The organism is Streptomyces sp. NPDC006925 (assembly GCF_042869575.1).
Taxonomy (GTDB): Bacteria; Actinomycetota; Actinomycetes; order Streptomycetales; family Streptomycetaceae; genus Streptomyces.
On record NZ_JBIAGB010000011.1, the window covers coordinates 121,055 to 142,297 of the forward strand.

General features: G+C 73.3%; 20 protein-coding genes. 15 read left to right on the forward strand and 5 right to left on the reverse strand.

The window, feature by feature from the left end; translation table 11 throughout:
- Window positions 1-10: 10 nt before the first annotated feature.
- Genes ACFYNS_RS17305 through ACFYNS_RS17315 form a run of 3 tightly spaced genes read left to right on the forward strand, consistent with a single transcriptional unit; the run spans window position 11 to window position 5,003 of the window.
- Window positions 11-1,078 (forward strand): sugar phosphate isomerase/epimerase family protein, encoded by a 1,068-nt coding sequence (locus ACFYNS_RS17305; protein WP_388603605.1) that lies wholly within the window; start codon window positions 11-13, stop codon window positions 1,076-1,078.
- The gene (locus ACFYNS_RS17310; protein ID WP_388603607.1) at window positions 1,075-2,259 is read left to right on the forward strand and encodes a Gfo/Idh/MocA family protein; all 1,185 of its coding nucleotides are present in this window, start codon (window positions 1,075-1,077) and stop codon (window positions 2,257-2,259) included. Before ACFYNS_RS17305 ends, ACFYNS_RS17310 begins: the two co-directional genes overlap by 4 nt.
- Window positions 2,256-5,003 carry an alpha-mannosidase gene (locus ACFYNS_RS17315; RefSeq protein ID WP_388603610.1) on the forward strand — a complete coding sequence of 916 codons (2,748 nt, stop codon included), beginning with the start codon at window positions 2,256-2,258 and terminating at the stop codon, window positions 5,001-5,003. Before ACFYNS_RS17310 ends, ACFYNS_RS17315 begins: the two co-directional genes overlap by 4 nt.
- A 72-nt stretch (window positions 5,004-5,075) precedes the next feature.
- Here ACFYNS_RS17315 and ACFYNS_RS17320 read toward each other — a convergent pair whose 3' ends face one another.
- From ACFYNS_RS17320 to ACFYNS_RS17330, 3 genes are all read right to left on the reverse strand, one after another.
- Complete coding sequence (locus tag ACFYNS_RS17320) at window positions 5,076-6,224, reverse strand: macrolide family glycosyltransferase (protein WP_388603721.1); 1,149 nt, start codon at window positions 6,222-6,224, stop codon at window positions 5,076-5,078.
- A 299-nt stretch (window positions 6,225-6,523) separates the two neighbouring features.
- Window positions 6,524-7,165: a CatB-related O-acetyltransferase gene (locus tag ACFYNS_RS17325; RefSeq protein ID WP_360293138.1), complete on the reverse strand. Its 642-nt coding sequence runs from the start codon at window positions 7,163-7,165 to the stop codon at window positions 6,524-6,526.
- Between the two features lie 146 nt (window positions 7,166-7,311).
- Entirely contained in the window at window positions 7,312-7,587 is a 276-nt protein-coding gene (locus ACFYNS_RS17330) for a helix-turn-helix transcriptional regulator (RefSeq protein WP_360293135.1), read from the reverse strand.
- 60 nt (window positions 7,588-7,647) lie between these two features.
- Here ACFYNS_RS17330 and map point away from each other — a divergent pair, with 60 nt between their 5' ends.
- From map to mmsB, 10 genes are all read left to right on the forward strand, one after another.
- On the forward strand, window positions 7,648-8,415 hold the full coding sequence (gene map, locus ACFYNS_RS17335) for a type I methionyl aminopeptidase (RefSeq protein WP_360293133.1): 768 nt from the start codon (window positions 7,648-7,650) through the stop codon (window positions 8,413-8,415).
- 247 nt (window positions 8,416-8,662) lie between these two features.
- Window positions 8,663-9,427, forward strand: a complete 765-nt coding sequence (locus tag ACFYNS_RS17340; RefSeq protein ID WP_388603613.1) for a VOC family protein — start codon at window positions 8,663-8,665, stop codon at window positions 9,425-9,427.
- 10 nt (window positions 9,428-9,437) lie between these two features.
- Window positions 9,438-9,833, forward strand: coding sequence for a DUF2795 domain-containing protein (locus tag ACFYNS_RS17345; protein ID WP_360293128.1), 396 nt, complete (start codon window positions 9,438-9,440; stop codon window positions 9,831-9,833).
- Window positions 9,834-10,146: 313 nt separating this feature from the next.
- Window positions 10,147-10,527: an FhaA domain-containing protein gene (locus ACFYNS_RS17350; RefSeq protein WP_388603617.1), complete on the forward strand. Its 381-nt coding sequence runs from the start codon at window positions 10,147-10,149 to the stop codon at window positions 10,525-10,527.
- A 179-nt stretch (window positions 10,528-10,706) separates the two neighbouring features.
- Complete coding sequence (locus tag ACFYNS_RS17355) at window positions 10,707-11,873, forward strand: mandelate racemase/muconate lactonizing enzyme family protein (protein WP_360293123.1); 1,167 nt, start codon at window positions 10,707-10,709, stop codon at window positions 11,871-11,873.
- The gene (locus tag ACFYNS_RS17360) at window positions 11,870-12,901 is read left to right on the forward strand and encodes a zinc-binding dehydrogenase (RefSeq protein ID WP_388603620.1); all 1,032 of its coding nucleotides are present in this window, start codon (window positions 11,870-11,872) and stop codon (window positions 12,899-12,901) included. Before ACFYNS_RS17355 ends, ACFYNS_RS17360 begins: the two co-directional genes overlap by 4 nt.
- 64 nt (window positions 12,902-12,965) lie before the next feature.
- Window positions 12,966-13,940, forward strand: a complete 975-nt coding sequence (locus ACFYNS_RS17365) for a hypothetical protein (protein ID WP_360293119.1) — start codon at window positions 12,966-12,968, stop codon at window positions 13,938-13,940.
- A gap of 2 nt (window positions 13,941-13,942) precedes the next feature.
- Window positions 13,943-15,061 (forward strand): multiple monosaccharide ABC transporter substrate-binding protein, encoded by a 1,119-nt coding sequence (gene chvE / locus ACFYNS_RS17370; RefSeq protein WP_360293116.1) that lies wholly within the window; start codon window positions 13,943-13,945, stop codon window positions 15,059-15,061.
- 44 nt (window positions 15,062-15,105) lie between these two features.
- Window positions 15,106-16,638 carry a multiple monosaccharide ABC transporter ATP-binding protein gene (mmsA, locus tag ACFYNS_RS17375; protein ID WP_388603724.1) on the forward strand — a complete coding sequence of 511 codons (1,533 nt, stop codon included), beginning with the start codon at window positions 15,106-15,108 and terminating at the stop codon, window positions 16,636-16,638.
- A gap of 8 nt (window positions 16,639-16,646) precedes the next feature.
- Complete coding sequence (gene mmsB, locus ACFYNS_RS17380) at window positions 16,647-17,876, forward strand: multiple monosaccharide ABC transporter permease (RefSeq protein WP_388603623.1); 1,230 nt, start codon at window positions 16,647-16,649, stop codon at window positions 17,874-17,876.
- Window positions 17,877-18,019: 143 nt separating this feature from the next.
- Here mmsB and ACFYNS_RS17385 read toward each other — a convergent pair whose 3' ends face one another.
- Complete coding sequence (locus ACFYNS_RS17385; RefSeq protein WP_360293111.1) at window positions 18,020-18,865, reverse strand: SMP-30/gluconolactonase/LRE family protein; 846 nt, start codon at window positions 18,863-18,865, stop codon at window positions 18,020-18,022.
- Window positions 18,866-18,870: 5 nt separating this feature from the next.
- On the reverse strand, window positions 18,871-19,641 hold the full coding sequence (locus ACFYNS_RS17390) for an IclR family transcriptional regulator (RefSeq protein ID WP_360293108.1): 771 nt from the start codon (window positions 19,639-19,641) through the stop codon (window positions 18,871-18,873).
- A 101-nt stretch (window positions 19,642-19,742) separates the two neighbouring features.
- Between ACFYNS_RS17390 and ACFYNS_RS17395 the strand changes: the two genes are divergently transcribed.
- The gene (locus tag ACFYNS_RS17395; RefSeq protein WP_360293106.1) at window positions 19,743-19,973 is read left to right on the forward strand and encodes a DUF6480 family protein; all 231 of its coding nucleotides are present in this window, start codon (window positions 19,743-19,745) and stop codon (window positions 19,971-19,973) included.
- 257 nt (window positions 19,974-20,230) lie between these two features.
- Window positions 20,231-21,229: a SigB/SigF/SigG family RNA polymerase sigma factor gene (locus tag ACFYNS_RS17400; RefSeq protein ID WP_360293104.1), complete on the forward strand. Its 999-nt coding sequence runs from the start codon at window positions 20,231-20,233 to the stop codon at window positions 21,227-21,229.
- Window positions 21,230-21,243: the final 14 nt, after the last annotated feature.

Sequence of the window (21,243 nt, forward strand, 5' to 3'; positions counted from 1 at the left end):
AAAGGGACCCATGCGCGTCCGCATCGCCAACGCCCCCGTCTCCTACGGGATATACCGCCCCGACCACCCGCTCCCACCGGACCGCCTGCTGGCCGCCTTCCGCGACCACGGCTACCGGGGAACCGACAGCGGCCCGATCGGCTACCTCGGCGAGGGGAAGGCGCTGGCCCGTCGCCTCGCCCGGCACGGCCTCTCCCTCGCGGGCGGCTGGGCCGATCTGCGCTACGGCGCGGAGCCCGCCGCGTTCGCCGCCGACCTGCGCGCCCTCGACCGGGCCCTGGACGCCTTCACCGCCGTCCCGGTCGACGACGCGCTCTTCGCGCCGCGCCCCACCCTGGCCTGCCCCGCCGACCCGGAGCGCTTCGCGGCCCCGGGCATGCCCTTCGGCCCGGACCGGCTGCCCTCGGACCGCCCGGACGGCCCGGGCCGTTCGGGCCGTTCGGATCAGGAGTGGGGAGACTTCGCCGCGGATGTGCAGCGGGCCGCGGACCGGTGCCGGGAGCGCGGGCTGGAGCCGGTCTTCCACCCGCATCTGGGCACCGCGGTGGAAACCCCCGAGGAGACCCGCCGGCTGCTCTCCCGCACCGATGTCTCGCTGTGCCTGGACACCGGGCACTGGTGGCTGGCGGGCGGCGATCCGGTGGCCGCGGTGGCCGAGTTCGGCCCCCGGATCCGCCAGGTGCACCTCAAGGACGCGGACCGCGCCGTGCACGAACGGGTCCGCCGCGCCGGCGGGGACCTGTGGTCGGTGGTCGCCGCGGGCGGGTTCCCCGCACTGGGCGAGGGCGACATCGACCTCCCCGCCGTCCTGGCAGCGCTGCGCGCGGCGGACTACGGCGGCTGGCTGGTCGTCGAGCAGGACGCCCCACCCCACGACCAGGACCCGGGCCGGAGTCCGGGCCACGAGCAGGGCCGGGACGCGGACATGGACATGGACATGGACATGGACCAGGGCCGCATCGCCGCACAGCAGAAGGCGAACAGCGCCCTGCTGCGCAGCCTGCTGCGCGATCCGCCGCCCGTGGCACCGCACCGGACACCGCCCGAACCGCTCCGTCAGGAAAGGCCGCACTCATGACCCCCGCCACCGCCACGCCCGCCGGCCGGCCACTGCGCATCGCCGTCGCCGGGCTCGGGGCCATCGCACGCACCGCGCATCTGCCGCTGCTGGAGCGGCGCCGCGAACTGTTCGAGATCACCGCGCTGTGCGACCTGTCCCCGAGCGCCCTCGCGGAGCTCGGGGACAGGTACGGCGTACCGCCCGAGCACCGGCACACCAGCACCGAAGCACTGCTCGCCGACGGCGGATTCGACGCCGTCGTGCTGCTGACCTCCGGCTCGCACGGTCCGGCCGCCGAGGCCGCGCTGCGCGCCGGACACGCCGTCCTGTGCGAGAAGCCGCTCGCCTTCACCCGGGCCGAGGCGGCCCGCATCGCCGACGCCGAACGCGCCCAGCGGCGCGGCCCGCGGCTGATGGTCGGCTACATGAAGCAGTACGACCCGGCCACCCGGAGGCTGGCGGCGCTGCTCGCGGACGCCGGCGGGCCCTCCCGCGTCCGGTCCGCCGAGGTGTGCGTACTGCACCCCACCGGACCCGACCAGCTCGCCTTCGCCCGGCTGCCCGCGCCCGGCGGCGACGCGGACCCGGCGGAACTGGCCGCGCTCACGGCCCGGGACGACGCGCTGACCGACGCGGCGCTCGGCAGCGCCGCCACCCCGGAAATGCGCTCGCTCTACCACATCGTCATCGGCTCCATCAGCCACGACCTGTCGCTCCTGCGGACCGCAGCCGGCGCCCCCGAGACCGTCGACCTGGCCGCCATGTGGGGCGCCTCCGCCGAAGGCCCCGGCTCCGTCGAACTGTCGGGGCGGCTGCCCGGCGGCGCCCGCTACGCGATCCGCTGGCACTTCCTGCCCGGGCACGCCGCCTACCGGGAGACCTTCGCCGTCCACCACGAGAGCGGCACCCTGGAACTGGCCTTCCCCTCGCCGTATCTGATGAACGCGCCGACCCTGCTGACCGAGACCTCCAGAGCCCCGGGGGAGGGGCCGCACACCGAGCGGCGCGCCGAACACCGCTCGGTGACCGAGGCGTTCGAGGAGGAGCTGGCCGCCTTCCACGCGATGGTCACCGAGGGTACCCCGCCGCGGACCGGGACCGAGGGCGCGCTGCAGGACCTGACCACCGCGCAGCGCGCCGTCGCGGCGTACGCGGCCCACCACCGGCTCCCCTCCGAAGGAGAGGCAGCAACCGCATGAGCGTCACACAACAGGGCACGGACGAACTCGTCATCGTGCCGCACACCCACTGGGACCGGGAGTGGTACCTGCCCTTCCAGCAGTTCCGCCTCCAGCTCATCGGGCTGCTGGACGAGGTGCTGGAGCGCATGGAGAACGACCCGCGGCAGCGCTTCACCCTCGACGGGCAGGCCGTCGCGGTGGACGACTACCTGGAGGTCCGGCCCGAGCGGCGCGCACGGCTGGCGGCACTGGTCTCCGCGGGCCGGCTTGCCGTCGGACCGTGGCAGATCCTGCTGGACGAGTTCCTCTGCTCCGGCGAGAACATCGTCCGCAACCTCGAACTCGGGCTGCGCCGCAGCCAGGAGCTGGGCGGGTCGCTTCCGGTCGGCTATCTGCCCGACATGTTCGGGCACTGCGCCCAGATGCCGCAGATCCTGCGCGGAGCCGGGCTCGAACACGCCTGTGTGTGGCGCGGCGTCCCGGCCTCCGTGGACAGCCACGTCTTCGCCTGGACCGCGCCCGACGGTACGGCCGTCCGTACCGAGTACCTGGCCGCGGGCGGATACGGCAGCGCGGCGGGCCTGTTCGACGACCCGGCACGGGTCGCCGAGCAGGCCGGCGCCGTCGCCGAGGCGCTCCGCGCCTGGCGCCCGGACGGCTCCCCGATGCTGGCGATGTACGGCTCGGACCACACCGCGCCCGCCGCGGATCTGGCCGACCTGCTGGAGCGGCACAACCGGCGGCAGCCGGCCCAGGGCGGGGTCCGGCTGCGGCTGGCGACCATGGCCGAGTACTTCGCCGCGCAGCCCGCCGGCACGGCGGGCCTGCGGGCCGTGCACGGCGAACTGCGCAGCCACGCGCGGGCCAACATCCTGCCCGGCGTCCTCTCCGCGCGCGCCCCGCTCAAGCAGGCCATGGCCCGCGCCGAACGCGCCGTGGAGCGGTACGCCGAGCCGCCGGCCGCGCTGTGGCTCGACGACGCGGCACAGCGCTTCCTGGAGATGGCCTGGCATCGCCTGATCGAGGTCTCCTGCCACGACTCCGTCACCGGCTGCGGCTGCGACGAGACCGCGCAGCAGGTCGCGGCACGCATCGCGGAGGCCGAACAACTGGGCCTGGCGGTGCGGGACATGGTCGGCAAGCGGCTGACCGCGCAGGTCCCGCACGATGCGCATCTGCTGCTCAACCCGACGCCCGCGCCCCGCACCGACCTGGTGGAGCTGGACGTGGCGGGCGACGGCCCCGTGCACCTGGCGGCCGCGGACGGCACCGTCCTCCCCGCCCAGCGGACGGCCGGCGCGCCCACGCTACTGGCCGACGACACCGTTCCGGCCGACCGGCTGCCCACCGTGCTGGCGCGGGTGCACGGCAGCGAGCTGTACGGGCAGGAGATCACCTCCTGGCACCTCGACCCCGCCGAGCGGCTGCTGCGCTTCACCGTCGCCCGCAGGAGCGAGGCCGGATTCGACGTCGCCGAGGTCCGGGACGCGCTGTCCGCCGCGCGGCCGGAGGGCGACTGGCGGGTGGTCATCGAGGCCGAGCCCCGGCAGCGGATCGTCGCGGCGGTCCCGGCACCGGCGCTGGGCCACACGGCCGTGCGCGCCGCACCGGGCGCGGCACCCGAGCCCGCGCACCCGGTGCGCGCGGCGGACGGCGCGCTCACCAACGGCCTGCTCACCGTGGAGCCCGGCGCGGACGGCACCTGCACCGTGCGGACCGCGGACGGAATCGAACTGACCGGCGTGGGTCGGGTGGTGGACGGCGGCGACCTGGGCGACACCTACAACTACGCCCCGCCCCGGCACGACGTGCTGGTGGACCGGCCCACCGGGGTCACCGTCCGCCGGCTCGCGGAGGGCCCGCTGCTGGGCGCGTACGAGATCGAGCGCCGCTATTCCTGGCCCGCGGCCGGTGACGTCGCCGCCGACGGCCGCACCGCCGCCACCGAGCCGACGACCGTGCTCACCCGCGTCGAACTGCGTTCCGGCGAGCGGTTCGTGCGGCTGCGGGTCTCCTTCGACAACCGCAGCGAGGACCACCGCGTGCGGCTGCACGTCCCGCTGCCCCGCCGCGCCCGGGCCTCGCACGCGGAGGGCCAGTTCGCCGTGGTCGAGCGGGGCCTGACCGCGGAGGGCGGCTTCGGCGAGGAGCCGCTGCCGACCTTCCCGGCTGCCGCCTTCGTCGCGGCGGGCGGTGCGGCCGTGCTGCTGGAGCACGCCACCGAGTACGAACTGGTCGCGGACGGCGGCGAGCTGGCGCTGACCCTGCTGCGGCCGACCGGCATGATGTCCCGCAACCGCAATGCGTGGCGCGACGAGCCCGCGGGCGGCGAGTTCGCCACCCCGCAGGCGCAGTGCCGCGGACCGCGGACGGTGACCTTCGGCGTGCTGCCGTACCCGGGGGAGTGGCACGAGTCGGGGGTGCACACCGCCGCCGAGTCCTTCCGGCACCCCTTCACCGCGCTGCCCGGCGCCGCGCCCGCCGCCACCCCGCTGCCCGGCGCGGGGCAGGGGTTCACCCTCGCCGGTGAGGGCGTGGTGCTGAGCGCGTTGCGGGAGCGGGAGGGGCGGTTGGAGGTCCGCGTCGTCGCCGAGGTCCCGCACCGGGTGCCGGCGCGGCTCGCGCTGCCGGGGCTGCGGTACGCGCGGCGCTGCGATCTGCTCGGGCGGCCGGTCGAGGAGGGCGCGCTGTCGGTGCAGGACGAGTCCGTCGCCGTGCGGCTGCGACCCTGGGAGATCGCCACTTTCCTGCTGGAGCGCTGAGGACGCCTCGGACGCCGAGACGGGGTGCGGCCGGGCACCGGGGTGCGCCCCGGTGCCCGGCCGCAGGCGGGATCAGGCCAGCATCCCCTCGACGAGGTCGGCGGCGCGCGTGGTGCCACCCGCGGCCCGGGCCTGCGCGCGCAGCAGTGCCGAACGACGGGCGACCTCCGGGTCGGTGACCAGTTCTCGCAGCGCCGTGTGCAGCGCCTCGGCGGTGGCCTCCGGGGTGTCCAGCCGGCGGGCCACGCCCAGATCCACCAGCCGGTCGGCGTTCATGAACTGGTCGGTGGCCTGCGGCACGGCGATCATCGGGACGCCCGCCAGCAGCCCTTCGCCGCAGCCGCCCATCCCGGCGTGGGTGACGAAGGCGTCCGCCTGCTCCAGGATCGCCCGCTGCGGCACCCAGGGGTGCACCTCGACGTTGGCGGGGGCGGTGCCGAGTTCCTTCGGGTCGGTGTACTTGCCGATCTGGAGGACGACATGCCACCCGGGCAGGTCGCCGTAAGCCGCCAGGCACCGGCGGTAGAACTCGGGTCGCCGGGTGCAGGCCGAGCCGAGGGAGATCAGCAGCACGTTCTCCGCGTCCGCCGGCCGGGTCCACTGGTCGGCGGACGCGGCCGGATCGAAGCAGGGCCCGACGAAGTCCACCCGGCGGGAGTCGACCCGGTCGGCGTGCGGCTGCATCGCCGGGGAGATCAGCGCCAGGGCGCGCGGGGGAGAGCCGGCGAAGACGTCCACATCGGTGGTGGCGGCTCCGCAGCCGGCCAGCCACCGGGCGAACTTGGCCCGGTGCGCTTCCGCGCCCGGCAGCTGCCGCAACTGCGCCCCGATCTCCTGCTCGTAGCCGTCCCATGCCACGAAGGTCGGGGAGAGTTGCAGGAGCGGCCGGTTCTGCGTTTCGGCCAGCGCGCGTGCGGCGTAGCCGCCGATGTCGTACAGATACAGGTCCGCCGGATCATGGCGGTAGGCGGCGTGCAGCTGGGGCAGCGCCTGTACGGCGTTGTCGAGGAAGAGGTCCATCGCGGCGATGGGGTCCTCGGGCCAGTTGTTGTCGGCGACCGGCAGCGTGGAGGTGCAGACGACCGGTTCGGCTCCGGTGGCCCCGGTCAGGTCGGCCACCGCCGGGTCATTGGCGTAGGTCACGCGGTGGCCGCGGGCCACCAGTTCGCGGATGACCTCGAGGCTGGGCAGGACGTGGCTGACGGCGGGGATGCCGACCATCGCGATATGGGCACGGCGACGGGACAAGGGTGATCACTCACTTCAGATCTGCGGCGAACAGGACACGGCGGCCCCGCGCGCCGGCCTGCCCGGCGGTACCGGACGGGGCGCGCACAGGGGGGTGCCGGAGAGTGGCGGGGCGTTGCCCCGGCCGTGTCAGCCGTAGATCTGAGCGCAGAAGTACATGTGTGTGACTGTAGTCCCGCCCCGGCCCGCGGGCACTCCCTTTTCCCGCGGCGCCGTCTCCGGCGCCGTGCGGGGAGCCGGGGGCCGTGCGGGGCGCCGGAGTTGCGGGAGCGTCACGTCCGCGGTGCGGCGGCCTCCAGCTCGGTGACGCTGCCCGACATGACCGTCCGCACATGGGCGGTGAGGTGGTCCGCGGGCCAGTCCCACCAGGCGACCGCGAGCAGCCGGGCGACGTCCTCCGGGCTGTACCGGGTGCGGAGGAGCCGGGCCGGATTGCCGCCCACGATCCCGTAGTCGGGTACGTCCTTGGTGACCACGGCGCCGGAGCCGATGATCGCGCCGTGTCCGATCCGCACGCCGGGCAGCACCGTCGTGCCGTGGCCGAACCAGACGTCGTTGCCGACGACGGTGTCGCCCCGGCTGGGCAGCCCGGTGAGCAGGTCGAAGTGCTCCGCCCATGCGCCGCCCATGGTGGGGAAGGGGAAGGTCGAGGGCCCGTCCATGCGGTGGTTGGCGCCGTTCATCAGAAACCGCACGCCGGTGCCCAGTGCGCAGAACTTGCCGATGACGAGTTTCTCCGGGCCGTAGTGGTACAGCACGTTGCGCGTCTCGAACGCGGTCGGATCGTCCGGGTCGTCGTAGTAGGAGTACTCGCCGACCTCGATCAGCGGGGACGTCACCAGCGGTTTGAGCAGCACCACCCGCGGCTGCCCGGGCATCGGGTGGAGCACTGTCGGATCGGCCGGCACAGGCATGGGCGTGGTCCTTCGACGGAGGCGCGGTCGGTTCATGATCGCGGACCCTTGCCGCCCCGGACCACCCGTTTACGATCCGCTCTGCGGCTGTCATCTGCGTGAACGGTGCTCCACGTCGCGGCGGCCCAGCGCGCAGGTTTCTGCCGTCAGGCCGAGAGCGCCGCCTCCTCCCGTTCCGGATCCTGTGCGCATCCCGCGGCCAGCGCGTCCAGGGACACGTGCAGTGCCGAGGCCAGGGCCGCGATGGTGAAGAACGCCGGGGTGGGCGCCCTGCCGGTCTCGATCTTGCGCAGTGTCTCAGCGGAGACGCCCGCGGCGGCCGCCACCTCCGTCATGCTCCTGTTGCCGCGGGCCTGACGCAGCAGCAGGCCGAACCGCTCGCCGCGTTCCCGTTCCTCCGGGGTCAAAGGAGTCCTCACCATGACTGTGATACTAATACCGGTATAAGTATTGGGTAGTGGTGAGGCGGGGAGACGCAGCACATGGTGGAGATCAAGACCGACGCCGCGCTGGACGCGATGCGGGAGGCCGGGCGGGTGGTGGCCCGCGCCCTGGCCGCGGCCCGGGAGGCGGCCGGGATCGGGGTGTCCCTGCGGGAGCTGGACGAGGCGGCCCGTGCGGTGCTGGCCGAGGCGGGAGCGGACTCCCCGTTCCTGGGGTACCGGCCCTCCTTCGCGTCGACCCCCTTTCCGGCCGTGCTCTGCACCTCCGTGAACGACGCCGTGGTGCACGGCGTCCCCACCGACTACCGGCTGCGCGACGGCGACCTGGTGAGCCTCGACTGCGGTGCGCGGCTCGACGGCTGGACCGGTGACGCGGCCGTCAGCTTCACCGTCGGCACCCCGCGCCCCGCGGACCGCGAGCTGATCGACGCCACCTGCCGGGCCCTGGAAGCCGGTATCGGCGCCGCGCAGGCCGGTGGCCGCCTCGGCGACATCTCGCACGCGGTCGACACCGTCGCCCGGCAGGCCGGCTGCGGTATGCCCGCCGACTTCGGCGGGCACGGCATCGGCCGCAGTATGCACGAGGACCCCCATGTGCCCAACCGGGGCCGTCCCGGCCGCGGCTTCCCGCTCCGCCACGGCCTGGTGCTCGCCATCGAACCCATGTTCATGGCGGGTGGACGGAACGCCTACCGCGCCGGCGCCGACGGCTGGACGCTGCTGACCACCGACGGCAGCCGGGCCGCCCACGTCGAGCACACCGTCGCCGTCACCGACCAGGGCCCCCGCGTCCTGACTCTGCCCTGAGGCCCGCCTGGTCCGCTCCTTCCGGGGTGCGCGCCGTCCGCGCGGCCGCCGGGTTCACCGTTCTGTACGTACTGGTGTGTACAGGCTCTCCCGGGTGCGGGCCCGGGCGGGGGGAACGGCCTCTCCGGCGGGGTGTGGCGCGCACGGCGGGCGCGCCTTCGGCAAGGTGTCCGCTATGCCTGGTACGCGGCCGTATGTACCCTGAGTGGAGCACACGCGATGCCCCACGCGGCGGGAAGGCGGTCACATGGCTGCGGTCGGCGGAGTGCCCTGCTGGGTGAGTCTGATGACCCCCGATCAACGGGCCGCCGAGGAGTTCTACGGGCCGGTGCTGAGCTGGACGTTCGTCACCTCGGACGCGGGGCCCGACCGGCGGATCGCCACGGTGGCCGGTCAGCCGGTCGCCGGGATCAACCAGCTCGCCCCCGGTGCCGGGCCCGAGGCCGAGCGCTGGACGGTGTACTTCCAGGTCGAGGACGCCGACGTGGTCGCCGAACGCATCGCCGAGCGAGGGGCGACCGTCGCGGTCGGCCCACTGCGTGCGGGAGGCGGCCGTGCCGTCATCGCCGCCGACCGGTGGGGCGCGCCGTTCGGCCTGTGGCAGGGCGACGGGCCCGCCTCCTGGTGGGTGGGGTCCGGCCCCGCGCCCGCCTGGCTCCAGTTGCACACCTCCGACGCCTTCGCCGCCGCCGTCTTCTACGGGGAGATCTTCGACTGGATGGCCGACCCGAGCCACGGGGTCACCTACGAGGAGCAGTACGACGAGATCGTCGTGCGGGTCGACGGCGCCCCGGTGGCCGGGCTGCGCGGCGGCGCCCTGGAGGCGCCGCCCGATCCGGGCATCCGGGCGCGATGGGAGCCGTACTTCCGGGTACCCGACCTGGACGCGGCGCTGAGTGCCGCGGAACGGGAAGGCGGCGCCGTCGCCACCCCGCCCCGGGCCGGACCCCTGGGGCGGACCGTGACGCTCCGCGATCCCAAGGGAGCCTCCTTCTGTCTGCTCAGCGCGTAAGGAGCACACCATGCAGGAGAACGACAAGAACGGACCGATCAAGGACGACGAGGCCAAGAAGCGGCTCCGCGGAGACCTGCGGTCCAACCGTGAGGAAGGGCGGGAGATGGAGCCCTCGGGTGAGGACCAGCCCGAGCCCTTCCGGGACCCGCAGTCCCTGCGGACCGGTGGCACGCCCGCCGGGATGACGCCCCGCGATGTCGAGCTGCGCTCGGAGATCGCCCAGTATCTGGGCCGCCATCTGTACCCGACCGGGCGCGCGGAGGTACTGGACGCGCTGCGTGCCGAGCACGCCCCGGACCGGCTCGTGGACATGGCCGCGGGGCTCCCCGCCGACACCCGCTTCACCAACGTGCAGGAGCTGGCGCAGGCCCTCGGTCTGCACACCGAGTCGCGCCGCGGCTGAGCCGCCCGGCCCGGGTCCGGCGCCGGTCGGCGCCGGACCCGGGTGCCGCCCGCGAGGAACAGCGGCCGGGGCGGGGGCCGCCGAGTCCTGCGGGGACCGGGCGGACTCCCGACCTTCTGCCTGCCCGCCCGCCGGCGCGGTTTCGCGGCCGGCGGCAACGTGGTGCGCACCGCGGGATGTGGTGCGCACCCGGGCGAGTGGTGAACGGTGTGCCACCGGGTGCCGCCCCGTCCGTACGCGCGTTTCCATCCGAGCTGCCCGGACCACCTGATCGGGGGAACATGCTCGGGCGCGAAAGGGGAATCGGGCAGCGATGACGTTCTTCCGTGAGGTCGAGAGCAGGATGGAGCGCTTCTCCGACTCCTTGTGGCGGCTGTTCGCACACGGCGCCGAGGAGCCGGTGGAGGTGCTGGAGGTGCTGCGCCGCGAGTGCGAGGCGAAGGCGGTCATCGTGGCCCGGGGCCGCACTGTGGTGCCCAACGCCTTCGAGCTGGAACTGCCGTCCGAGAGCTACGCGCGGCTGGCCGGCCAGGCGGGGCCGGTCGGTGAGCGGCTCGCGTCCGAGGTGCGGCGGCACGCCGCCGAGCGGCGCTTCAGCTTCGCGGGGCCGGTCGCCGTCCGGCTGTGTCCGCCGCGCGCGGGGCAGGAGCCGCCGCGCTACCGGGTGCACAGCAGCATCACCCCGCGCCCCTGACCGCGCGCACGAGGACTCCGCACAGCGAGCAACAAAGCCGCTCACGCTCACTCAGCAGATCGCGCAGAAAAGCTCGTTCCGGCCATTGACACCCCCCTGGGCCCTCCTTAGTGTCACATCGCTATTTCGAACACGTGTCGAAATCTCGAACATGGCGGACGACCTCAGGAGCGGCTCTCGTGCGCATCACCGGTATCAGTACCCACGTGGTCGGGACGCCTTGGCGGAACCTGACCTATGTCCAGGTCCACACCGACGAAGGACTCACCGGGGTCGGGGAGACCCGGATGCTGGGCCGCACCGAAGCGCTGCTCGGCTATCTGCGGGAGGCCGAGGTCAACCACATCGCCGGCTCCGACCCCTTCCGTACGGAGGACCTGGTCCGACGGATGAAGTACGGGGACTACGGGCGCGCGGGCGAGATCGTGATGTCCGGCATCGCCTGCGTGGAGACGGCCTGCTGGGACATCAAGGGCAAGGCACTGGGCGTGCCCGTGTGGCAACTGCTGGGCGGGAACGTCACCGAGGCCGTCCCCGCGTACGCCAACGGCTGGTACACCACCGAACGCACCCCTGACGCCTACCACCGGGCGGCCCGGGAGGTCATGGCGCGCGGCTACCGCGCCCTGAAGATCGACCCGTTCGGCACCGGCCACCTGGAGCTCTCCCACGCCGAGACGCGGTACGCGGTCTCCCTCATCGAGGCGGTGCGCGACGCCATCGGCCCCGAGGCGGAACTCATGCTGGAGATGCACGGCCGATTCGCGCCCGCCACCGCCGTCCGGCTCGCCCGCGAGATGGCGCCGTTCCGGCCCGCGTGGCTGGAGGAGCCGGTGCCGCCGGAGAACCTCAAGGCGCTCGCGAAGGTCGCGGACAAGGTGGACATGCCGGTGGCCACGGGCGAACGCATCCACGACCGGATCGAGTTCCGCGAGCTGTTCGAGAGCCAGGCCGCCGACATCGTCCAGCCGGACCTCGGACACCTCGGCGGCATCGCCGAGACCCGCAAGCTGGCGGCCACGGCCGAGACCCACTACACGCTGGTGGCGCCGCACAACGTCGGCGGCCCGGTGCTGACCGCCGCCAGCCTCCAGGTCGGCTTCGCCACACCCAACTTCAAGGTGCTGGAGCACTTCAACGACTTCGCCGACGCCGAGATCAGGAAGGTGGTCAGGGGCGCACCCGAGGTGGACCCCGCGACCGGCTGCTTCCCGCTCTCCCGGGAACCGGGCCTGGGAGTGGAGCTGGACACCGACGCGGCCGCGGAGTTCCCCCAGCAGCGCGCCCACTTCGACCTGTGGGCCGAGGGCTGGGAGACCCGCGACCCGAGCGGCGCCGGCCGGTGACCGGGACCGCTGCCGTCGGCGACGGCCGCGCCGTCGTCCTGGAGGCCCCCGGCACCGTCCGCCTCGCCCCGCACACCCCGCGCCCGCCCGGCCCCGGCGAGGCACGGGTCCGGGTGCACGCCGCCGGGATCTGCGGCAGTGACCGCGAGTTGCACCAGGGCAACCGCCCCGCGCCGTACGCGCGCTATCCGGTGACGCCCGGTCACGAGTGGTCGGGCACCGTCGAAGCGGTCGGCGACGGGGTGCCCGGCACGCTCGTGGGCCGCAAGACGGTGGGGGAGGGGTTCCGCAACTGCCAGCTGTGCGACCGCTGCCGCGCCGGCGAGACCACGCTGTGCACCGCCGGGTACGCCGAGACCGGCTTCACCGAGCCCGGCGCCATGGCTCCCACCCTCACCCTCCCGGCCCGGCTGCTGCACCTGCTGCCGGACGACGCCGATCTGACGGCGGCGGCCCTGCTGGAGCCCGCTGCCTGCGCCGCGGCCGCCGCGCTGCGTGCCCGCGTCCGCGCCGGGGACCGGGTGGCCGTCGTCGGGGACGGCACCCTGGGGCTGCTCGCGGTCCGGCTGCTGGCCGCGGGCTCGCCCGCCGAGCTGCTGCTGACCGGTGCCCGACCCGGACGTGCGGAGCTCGCCGCCGGGTTCGGCGCCACCGGCTACCGGCACCACCGGGAGACCACCGGGCTCGGCGGCTACGACACCGTGGTCGAGGCGGCGGGGGTGCCCGGTGCGGCGCGGCAGGCGGCAGGGTTGCTGCGGCGCGGTGGACGGCTGGTGCTCACCGGGATCCCGCCCGCCGGGGCCGCGGAACTCGACCCCGCCGCGCTCGTCCTGGGCGCGCTGCGGGTGGATACCGTCTTCGGCGCCCCGCCCGCCGCCTGGGCGCACGCGGTGCGCGCCTTCGCCCGCGGACTGCTGGATCCGCTGCCGCTGGTCACCCACCGACTGCCGGTCACCGAGTTCGAGCAGGCCGTCGCCCTCGTGGCCGACGGCGATCCCGCGGTCGGCAAGGTGCTGCTGCACCCCTGACGCCCTCCCTCCCCGCACGCCCTCCCTCCCCGCACGGCCACCCGCCCCGTACCGAAGGAGCCCCGTGACCACCAGCACCGCACCCCGACTGCCGGGTGAACCCGCCCTCACCGCGCTGGAGCTGCCCCCCTCCCCGCCCGAACCCGCCGACACCTCCCCGCACGCCTTCCCCGACGGCGGCCGCTGGCGCACCGAGGTGCCCTCCTGCGAGGGACCCGAGGCGCTGGCCGTCGTCCTGGCCGAGTCGGCGCGGCTCGAGGTGCCGCTGCACCGCATCAGCCAGGGCAGCGGCATCTGGATGCTCACCGACGCCGAGATCACCGAGATGGTCCAGGCGTGCGCCGAACGGGACATCGAGCTGTGCCTGTTCACCGGGCCGCGCGGCACCTGGGACACCGGAGCCGCCACCCGCACCGACTCCGGCGGCGCCGGGCTGCGGGCCCGCGGCCACAGCGCGCTCGCCGGGTGCGTGGAGGACGCGGTGCGCGCCACCGGACTGGGGGTGCGCTGCCTGCTCGTCGCCGACGAGGGGGTGCTGTGGACGCTGCACCGGGCCCGCGCCGCCGGCATCCTGCCCGCCGGCACCACGCTGAAGGTCTCGGCGCTGATCGGGCCGGTCAACCCCGCCTCGTACGCCGTCTACGAGCGGCTCGGCGCCGACTCGCTGAACGTGCCCAGCGATCTGACGCCCGACCACCTCACCGAGATCCGGCGGGTCAGCGCGGCGCCCATGGACATGTACATCGAGGCTCCCGACGACCTGGGCGGCTACGTGCGGATGTACGAACTGGCCGAGCTGATCCGGCGCGGCGCCCCGCTCTACCTGAAGTTCGGGCTGGCCAGGGCGCCCGGCGTCTACCCGTCCGGGCGGCAGCTGCGCGCTGCCGTGCTGGACACGGCGCGCGAGCGGGTGCGCCGCGGCCGGCTCGCCCTGGACCTGCTGGCCCGGCACGGCGCCGCGGACGGGATGTCCCCGCCCGGCGCCCGGCTGCCGGGGCCGCTGCACCGCTTCGAGCACACCGAGTCCGAAGGGAACTGACCATGCGCACCCGCAGACGCCGTACCGCCGTCTCCGCGGTACTGGCCGCCGCGCTCGTCGCCGCACTGGCCTCCTGCGGCCAGGAAGCGCGCGGCGGCAGCCGCTACCGGCCGGACAAGGGCAAGGGCGGCACGATCGGCCTCGCCATGCCCACCAAGTCCTCCGAGCGGTGGATAGCCGACGGCAGGAACATGGCCGAGCAGTTCCGCAAGGCCGGGTACAAGACCGATCTGCAGTACGGGGACGACAAGGTCGAGAACCAGGTCGCCCAGCTCGAGAACATGATCACCAAGGGGCACCGGCTGCTGGTCGTCGCCGCCATCGACGGCTCGGCGCTCACCAACGTCCTCAAACGGGCCGCCGACGCCCACATCCCGGTCATCTCCTACGACCGGCTCATTCTCGGCACGAAGAACGTGGACTACTACGCGTCCTTCGACAACGAGCGCGTCGGCGAACTCCAGGGCCAGTACATTCTCGACCGGCTCGAACTGGAGAAACCGGACGAGGACGCCGACAAGCACTACACCCTCGAGCTGTTCGCGGGCTCTCCGGACGACAACAACACCAAGTACTTCTGGAACGGCGCGCTGAAGAAGCTGCGGCCCTTCCTGAAGACCGGACAACTGGTGGTGCGCAGCAAGCAGACGAAGATGAACCAGGCGACCACCCTGCGCTGGGACGGCGGCACGGCGCAGAAGCGGATGGACGACCTGATCAGCAAGAACTACGGCAGCACCGACGTGGACGCGGTCCTCTCGCCCTACGACGGCATCTCCATCGGCATCATCTCCGCGCTCAAGAGCGCCGGCTACGGCAGCAAGCGCCATCCGCTGCCCGTGGTCACCGGTCAGGACGCCGAGCTGGCCTCGGTGAAGTCCATCGTGGCCGGGGAGCAGACCCAGACCGTCTTCAAGGACACCCGCAAGCTGGCCAAGCAGGCCGTGCGGATGGGCGACGCGCTGCTCAACGACAAGAAGGTCGAGGTCAACAACACCACCGACTACGACAACGGCAAGAAGGTCGTGCCCGCCTACCTGCTCAAACCGGTCTCCGTCGACAAGTCGAACACCCAGCTCCTGGTCGACGAGGGCTACTTCACCGCAGGGCAGCTCAAGTGAGCGCGGCCGGCGGCGACACCGGGCAGGACCGCCCCGTCCTGGAGATGCGGGGCATCACCAAGACCTTCCCGGGCGTCACGGCACTCAGCGAGGTGAACCTGACCGTGCGCCCCGGGGAGATCCACGCCGTCTGCGGGGAGAACGGCGCGGGCAAGTCGACGCTGATGAAGGTGCTCAGCGGGGTACACCCGCACGGCAGCTACGAGGGCCGGATCAGCTTCCGGGGGGAGCCGGTCGCCTTCAAGGACGTCCGCGCCAGCGAGCAGTGCGGCATCGTCATCATCCACCAGGAGCTGGCACTGGTGCCCTTCCTGTCCATCGCCGAGAACATCTTCCTCGGCAACGAGCAGCTCGCCGGACGCGGGTTCGTGGACTGGGGCGCCACCATGCGGCAGGCGGCCGGGCTGCTGCGGAGAGTGGGTCTGCGGGAGAACCCGCAGACCCCCGTCGCCGACCTCGGCGTCGGCAAGCAGCAACTGGTGGAGATCGCCAAGGCGCTGTCCAAGGAAGTGGAGCTGCTCATCCTGGACGAGCCCACCGCCGCGCTCAACGACGAGGACAGCACCACCCTGCTCGCCCTCATCCGGGAGCTGCGCGCACAGGGCATCGCCAGCATCGTCATCTCGCACAAGCTGGGCGAGATCCGCCGGATCGCCGACACCGTCACCATCCTGCGCGACGGCCGAACGATCGAGACGCTCCCGGTCCGCGCACACCCGGGCGACGCCCCGGAACTCTCCGAGGACCGCATCATCCGGGGCATGGTCGGCCGCGATCTCGACCACCGCTTCCCGGAGCGCACCCGGTACGGGGGCGAGCACAGCACCGCGCTGGAGGTGTCCGGGTGGACCGTACGGCACCCCGTCGACCAGCAGCGCAAGGTCGTGGACGACGTGTCCCTGACGGTGCGCCGCGGTGAGATCGTCGGGCTGGCCGGGCTGATGGGCGCGGGCCGCACCGAGCTGGCGATGTCCGTCTTCGGCCGCTCCTACGGGCGCTACGAGTCCGGCACGGTGCGGATCGACGGCCGCGAGGTGCGCACCAGGACCGTCCCCGCCGCGATCGGTGCGGGCCTGGCCTATGTCACCGAGGACCGCAAGCAGTACGGCCTCAACCTCATCGACACCATCAACCGCAACATCTCGCTGGCCTCGTTGGGCGGGCTGGCCCGGCACGGCGTGGTCGACGAGCACCGGGAGAGCTCCGTCGCCGAGCGCTACCGCACCTCCATGAACATCAAGGCGCCCACCGTGCACGAGCAGGTCGGCCGGCTCTCCGGCGGCAACCAGCAGAAGGTCGTGCTCGGCAAGTGGATCCACGCCGACCCCGAGGTGCTGATCCTCGACGAGCCGACCCGGGGGATCGACGTGGGCGCCAAGTACGAGATCTACACCGTCATCGACGAACTCGCCGCACAGGGCAAGGCCGTGCTCTTCATCTCCTCCGAACTGCCCGAACTGCTGGGGATGTGCGACCGCGTCTACACCATGGCCGAGGGCCGGCTCACGGCCGAGGTCGCCCGCGCGGACGCCACCCAGGAGGTCCTGATGCGCCACATGACCCGGAACAGAAGCTGAGGCCCGCCATGACCACCACGACCGATCCCACCGACGCCCCGCCCTCCGCGCAGGGGACCGCCCGGTCGGCGGCTTCCCTGCTGCTGGAGAACGTACGCGGCCACATGCGGCAGTACGGCATGCTCACGGCGCTCGTCTTCCTCATCGTGCTGTTCCAGATATGGACGGACGGCACGCTGCTGCTGCCGAACAACGTCTCCAACCTGATCCAGCAGAACGGCTACATCCTCATCCTGGCCATGGGCATGATGATCGTGATCATCGCCGGTCACATCGACCTCTCCGTCGGCTCGCTGGTGGCCTTCGTCGGCGCCATGGCCGCGGTGATGATGGTCGAGCACGGCATGCCGTGGGTTCCGGCGCTGATCCTGTCGCTGCTGATCGGTGCCGTCGCCGGAGCGTGGCAGGGCTTCTTCATCGCCTATGTCGGCATTCCCTCCTTCATCGTGACGCTCGCCGGGATGCTGCTCTTCCGCGGACTGACCCAGATCGTGCTGGGCGGCCAGTCCCTCTCGCCGTTCCCCACCGGCTTCCAGAACCTCGCCAAGGGCTTCATCCCGGAGATGGGCCCCTACACGCAGTACCACAACCCCACGCTGGTGATCGGGCTGATCGCCATCGTCCTCCTGCTGCTGCGCGAGCGGCGCGACCGCAGGCGGCAACTCCGGTACGAGCTGGAGGTGCTGCCCACCACGCTGTGGGTCGCCAAGTGCGTGGCCCTGGTCGCCGCCGTGCTCGCCTTCACCTTGACGCTCGCCAGCTTCCACGGGGTGCCCGTGGTGATGCTGGTGATGTGCGCACTGCTGATCGGGCTCGGCTACGTGATGCGCAACGCCGTCGTCGGCCGGCACGTCTACGCGCTCGGCGGCAACAAGGCCGCCGCCAAGCTCTCCGGAGTCAAGGACCAGCGCGTCACCTTCCTCGTCTTCGTCAACATGGGCGTCCTCGCCGCGCTGGCCGGGTGCGTCTACGCCGCACGCCTCAACTCCGGCACCCCGCAGGCCGGCCTCAACTTCGAACTGGAGGCCATCGCCGCGTCCTTCATCGGCGGCGCCTCCATGAGCGGCGGCGTCGGCACCGTGGTGGGAGCGGTCATCGGCGGACTCGTCCTCGGCGTGCTCAACAACGGCATGTCCCTGGTCGGGATCGGTACCGACTACCAGCAGGTCATCAAGGGGCTGGTGCTGCTGGCCGCGGTCGGATTCGACGTCTGGAACAAGCGCCGGGCCGGACGCTGAGAGCGACGGCGGCAGCGGACCGGACGCCCGGCACCGTCCCTGGCGTCCGGTCGGGTCACCCGGCGCCGGGACCTGCCGCCGCCGTGCGTCCGCGCGCGGCGACGGCAGGCCCCGGGCCCCGGCGAAGGCTCACCCGGTGGGCCTCACCCGGCGAAGGGCGGCCCGCACAGCCCCCGCCCCGCGTCGCGGAGGACCAGCAGCGAACCGGCCGGCTGCCGGGGTGCGGCGAGCCCGGCGCGGGCCGTGGTGATGTACAGATCGCGCAGCCCGGCGCCGCCGAAGGCGCAGGCGGTGGGCCGCCGCACCGGCAGCTGCACCACCCGGTCCAGCGCGCCCTCGGGCGTGTAGCGCCGCACCGCGCCCCCGTCCCACAGCGCCACCCACACGCATCCGTCCGCGTCCACGGTCAGTCCGTCCGGGTGGCCCGCGCCCGGCTCGACCTCCGCCAGCGGGCGCCGTCCGGTGGGCAGCCCGTCCTCCCGGACGTCGAACACGTCGAGCCGCCGGGTGGGGCTGTCGACGTAGTACAGCAGCCGCCCGTCGGGGCTCCAGCCGGTTCCGTTGGAGACGGTGACGCCGGCCAGCACGGTGCGGGCCCGGCCGTCCGGAGCGAACCGCTCCAGAGTGCCGCCGCCGGGCGCCTCGTCGTAGCGCATCGTGCCCGCCCACAGCGCGCCGTCGGGGGCGACGGCCGCGTCGTTGCCCCGGCGGCCGGGCACCGCCTCGTGGTGCAGCCAGCGGAAGCGTCCGTCCGCGTCGTACAGCCCGATCCCGTCCCGCAGGTTGACGACCAGCCCGCCGCCCGCGCGCGGCTTGGCCGCGCCCACGTGCTGCTCGGTGGCCAGCACCGTGCGCCCGCCGGTCGCGGGGTCGAAGGTGTGCACCCGGGAGGCGAGGATGTCCACCCAGATCAGCCGCCCGGCGGCCGCGTCCCAGGTCGGCCCCTCGCCGAGCACGGCGGCCGCGGGCACGGCGGTCTCGGCTCGCATCCCGGTCACCGCCTCGGGTGCCCCAGCCGCTCCGACAGCCGCCCGGCTCCGCGCCGGGCCAGCTCCGCGAGCTCGTCCCGCCGCTCCCGGTTCCAGCGGATCAGCGGCACGGAGACCGACAGGGCCGCCACCACCCGGCCGGAGCGGTCGCGGACGGGCGCGGCCACGCAGCTCACATCGGTGTTCGACTCGCTCTCCTCGACGGCGAACCCGCGCTCGGCGACCTCTTCCAGCTCCTTCCGCAGCTCCGCCGGGTCGGTGACGCTGCGGGGCGTCATGGCGCGCAGCTCGGCCCCGTCGGGCAGCCGCGTGGCGAGTTCCTCGGCGGGCAGCGAGGCGAGCAGCATCTTGCCGACGGCGGTGCAGTGCGCGGGCAGCCGGCGGCCCGCGGCCGAGACCATGCGCACGGCCTGGGTGGAGTCCACCTTCGCGACGTAGATGACGTCGGTGTCCTCCAGGATCGCCACATGCACCGTCTCCTGGCAGCTCTCGGCCACCGAGCGGGCCACCTGCTGCCCCTCGGCCGCGAGGTCGAGCTGCTCGGCGTACCGGCTGCCGAGCTGGTAGGCGCGCACCCCCAGCCGGTAGTGGCCCGCCCGGCCGGGCACCGGCACCAGGTAGGAGCGGGCCGTCAGGGTGCCGACCAGCTCGTGCACGGTGGTGCGGGGCAGGCCCAGCCCGCGCACGATGTCGGGTGCCGAGAGCGGGCCGTCCCGCTCCAGGAACAGCTCCAGAATGTCCAGCGCCCTGGTCACCGCGGGCACGAGCCGTCCCATGGCTCCTCCTGTTCGAAATATCGAAGAGTGATCGCCTCTCCGAACATCCTATCGGGCGTGGGGGAGGTGTACGAGGGGGTGAGCCGGTCCACTCGGGAGCCATGAGCTACGCCAACCCTGACCCCGATCCGGACACCACCACCGGTCTGGAGGCCGGTGGCGAGGTGCCGCCCGGCGAGACACCGCCCGCGGAGGGCAGTACATCGGAGTCCGGCCCCTTCGAGAAGCACAACCCGGCCACCGGCTGGAGCGTCGTGCCGGTCGTGCTCATCACCCTCGTCGTCGTCGCCGTGCTGCTGTTCTTCGTGGGCTACCTGGTCGAGCTGCAGTAGGCCTCCCGTCCCCGCTGGTGGCGCCCGTACCCGCACCCGGAGCCGACCCGGTGCGCGGTCACCGTGCGTCGACCGGTTCCCACCCCGCGCATTCGGGTGTGACCTGCGAAGATGCCGTGCGGCGTGGTGTGTGTCACGGTGAAATCGGGCCGCTGGGAACACGGCGGCACGGCACAGATCGTGCCCGGAAGCGGACTGGGGGTCGCTTCCCGCCTGTCTTGCGCAGCACCCATGTGAGACGTGGGAGTGAGCAGTCCATGAAGACCACGCAGATCCGCACCACCGAGGACGACAGCGCCGCCGCTGCTCCGGACGAGGCCGGCAGCGACCCCTTCCGGGCCGGGGACGCCGCCGCTTCCCGGACCGCTCCGGACCGAGTCACCACGGACGAGGCCGAGACGTCCGCCTCGTCCCGCACCTCCCGTCGTACCCATCACGACGCGCCCGACACCGCGGCCGACTTCGCCGCGCTGGCGGAACTGCCCGAGGACTCTCCCGAGCGCCGCCGGCTCCAGGACTGCGTGGTCACGGCGTGGCTGCCGATGGCACACCGGCTGGCCCGCAAGTTCCGCAACCGCGGCGAGTCGCTCGAAGACCTCGAGCAGGTGGCCGCGCTCGCGCTGGTCAAGTCCGTCGAGCGCTACGACCCCGCCCGGGGCAACGCCTTCGAGACCTTCGCCATCCCCACCATCTACGGTGAGCTCAAGCGCCACTTCCGGGACAACATGTGGGAGATCCACGTCCCGCGCCGCGTCCAGGACCTGCGCAACCGCGTCCGCGCGAGCCTGCGGGAGCTGGAGCTGACCTCGTCCGGGAGATCCCCCACCGTCGCCGAACTGGCGGCCCACAGCGGCCTCTCCGAGGAGGACATCCTCACCGGGATGGAAGCCCTCCAGTGCTTCAACTCGCTCTCGCTGGACGCGCCTGTCGCCGCCGAGTCCGGCGGTGGAGGCGACGGCGGAGACGGGGCGATCTGCCTGATGGACACCCTCAGCTCGGACGAGGGCGGCTACGACCACGTCGTCGACCGCGAGGCGGTCCGCTCCTGCCTGTGCCGCCTCCCCGAGCGCGAGCAGCGCCTGCTGTATCTGCGCTTCTTCCGCGAGCTCACGCAGTCGCAGATCGCCCGTCGGCTGGGCGTCTCGCAGATGCACGTCTCCCGCCTGCTCGCGGCGGCCTGCCGCCGGGTACGCGAGGAGATCGAGGAGCGGGAGGACGAAGAGGGCAACGCTCACCCGCCGCGCGCCGCCGCCTGACCGGCCCAGCGCTT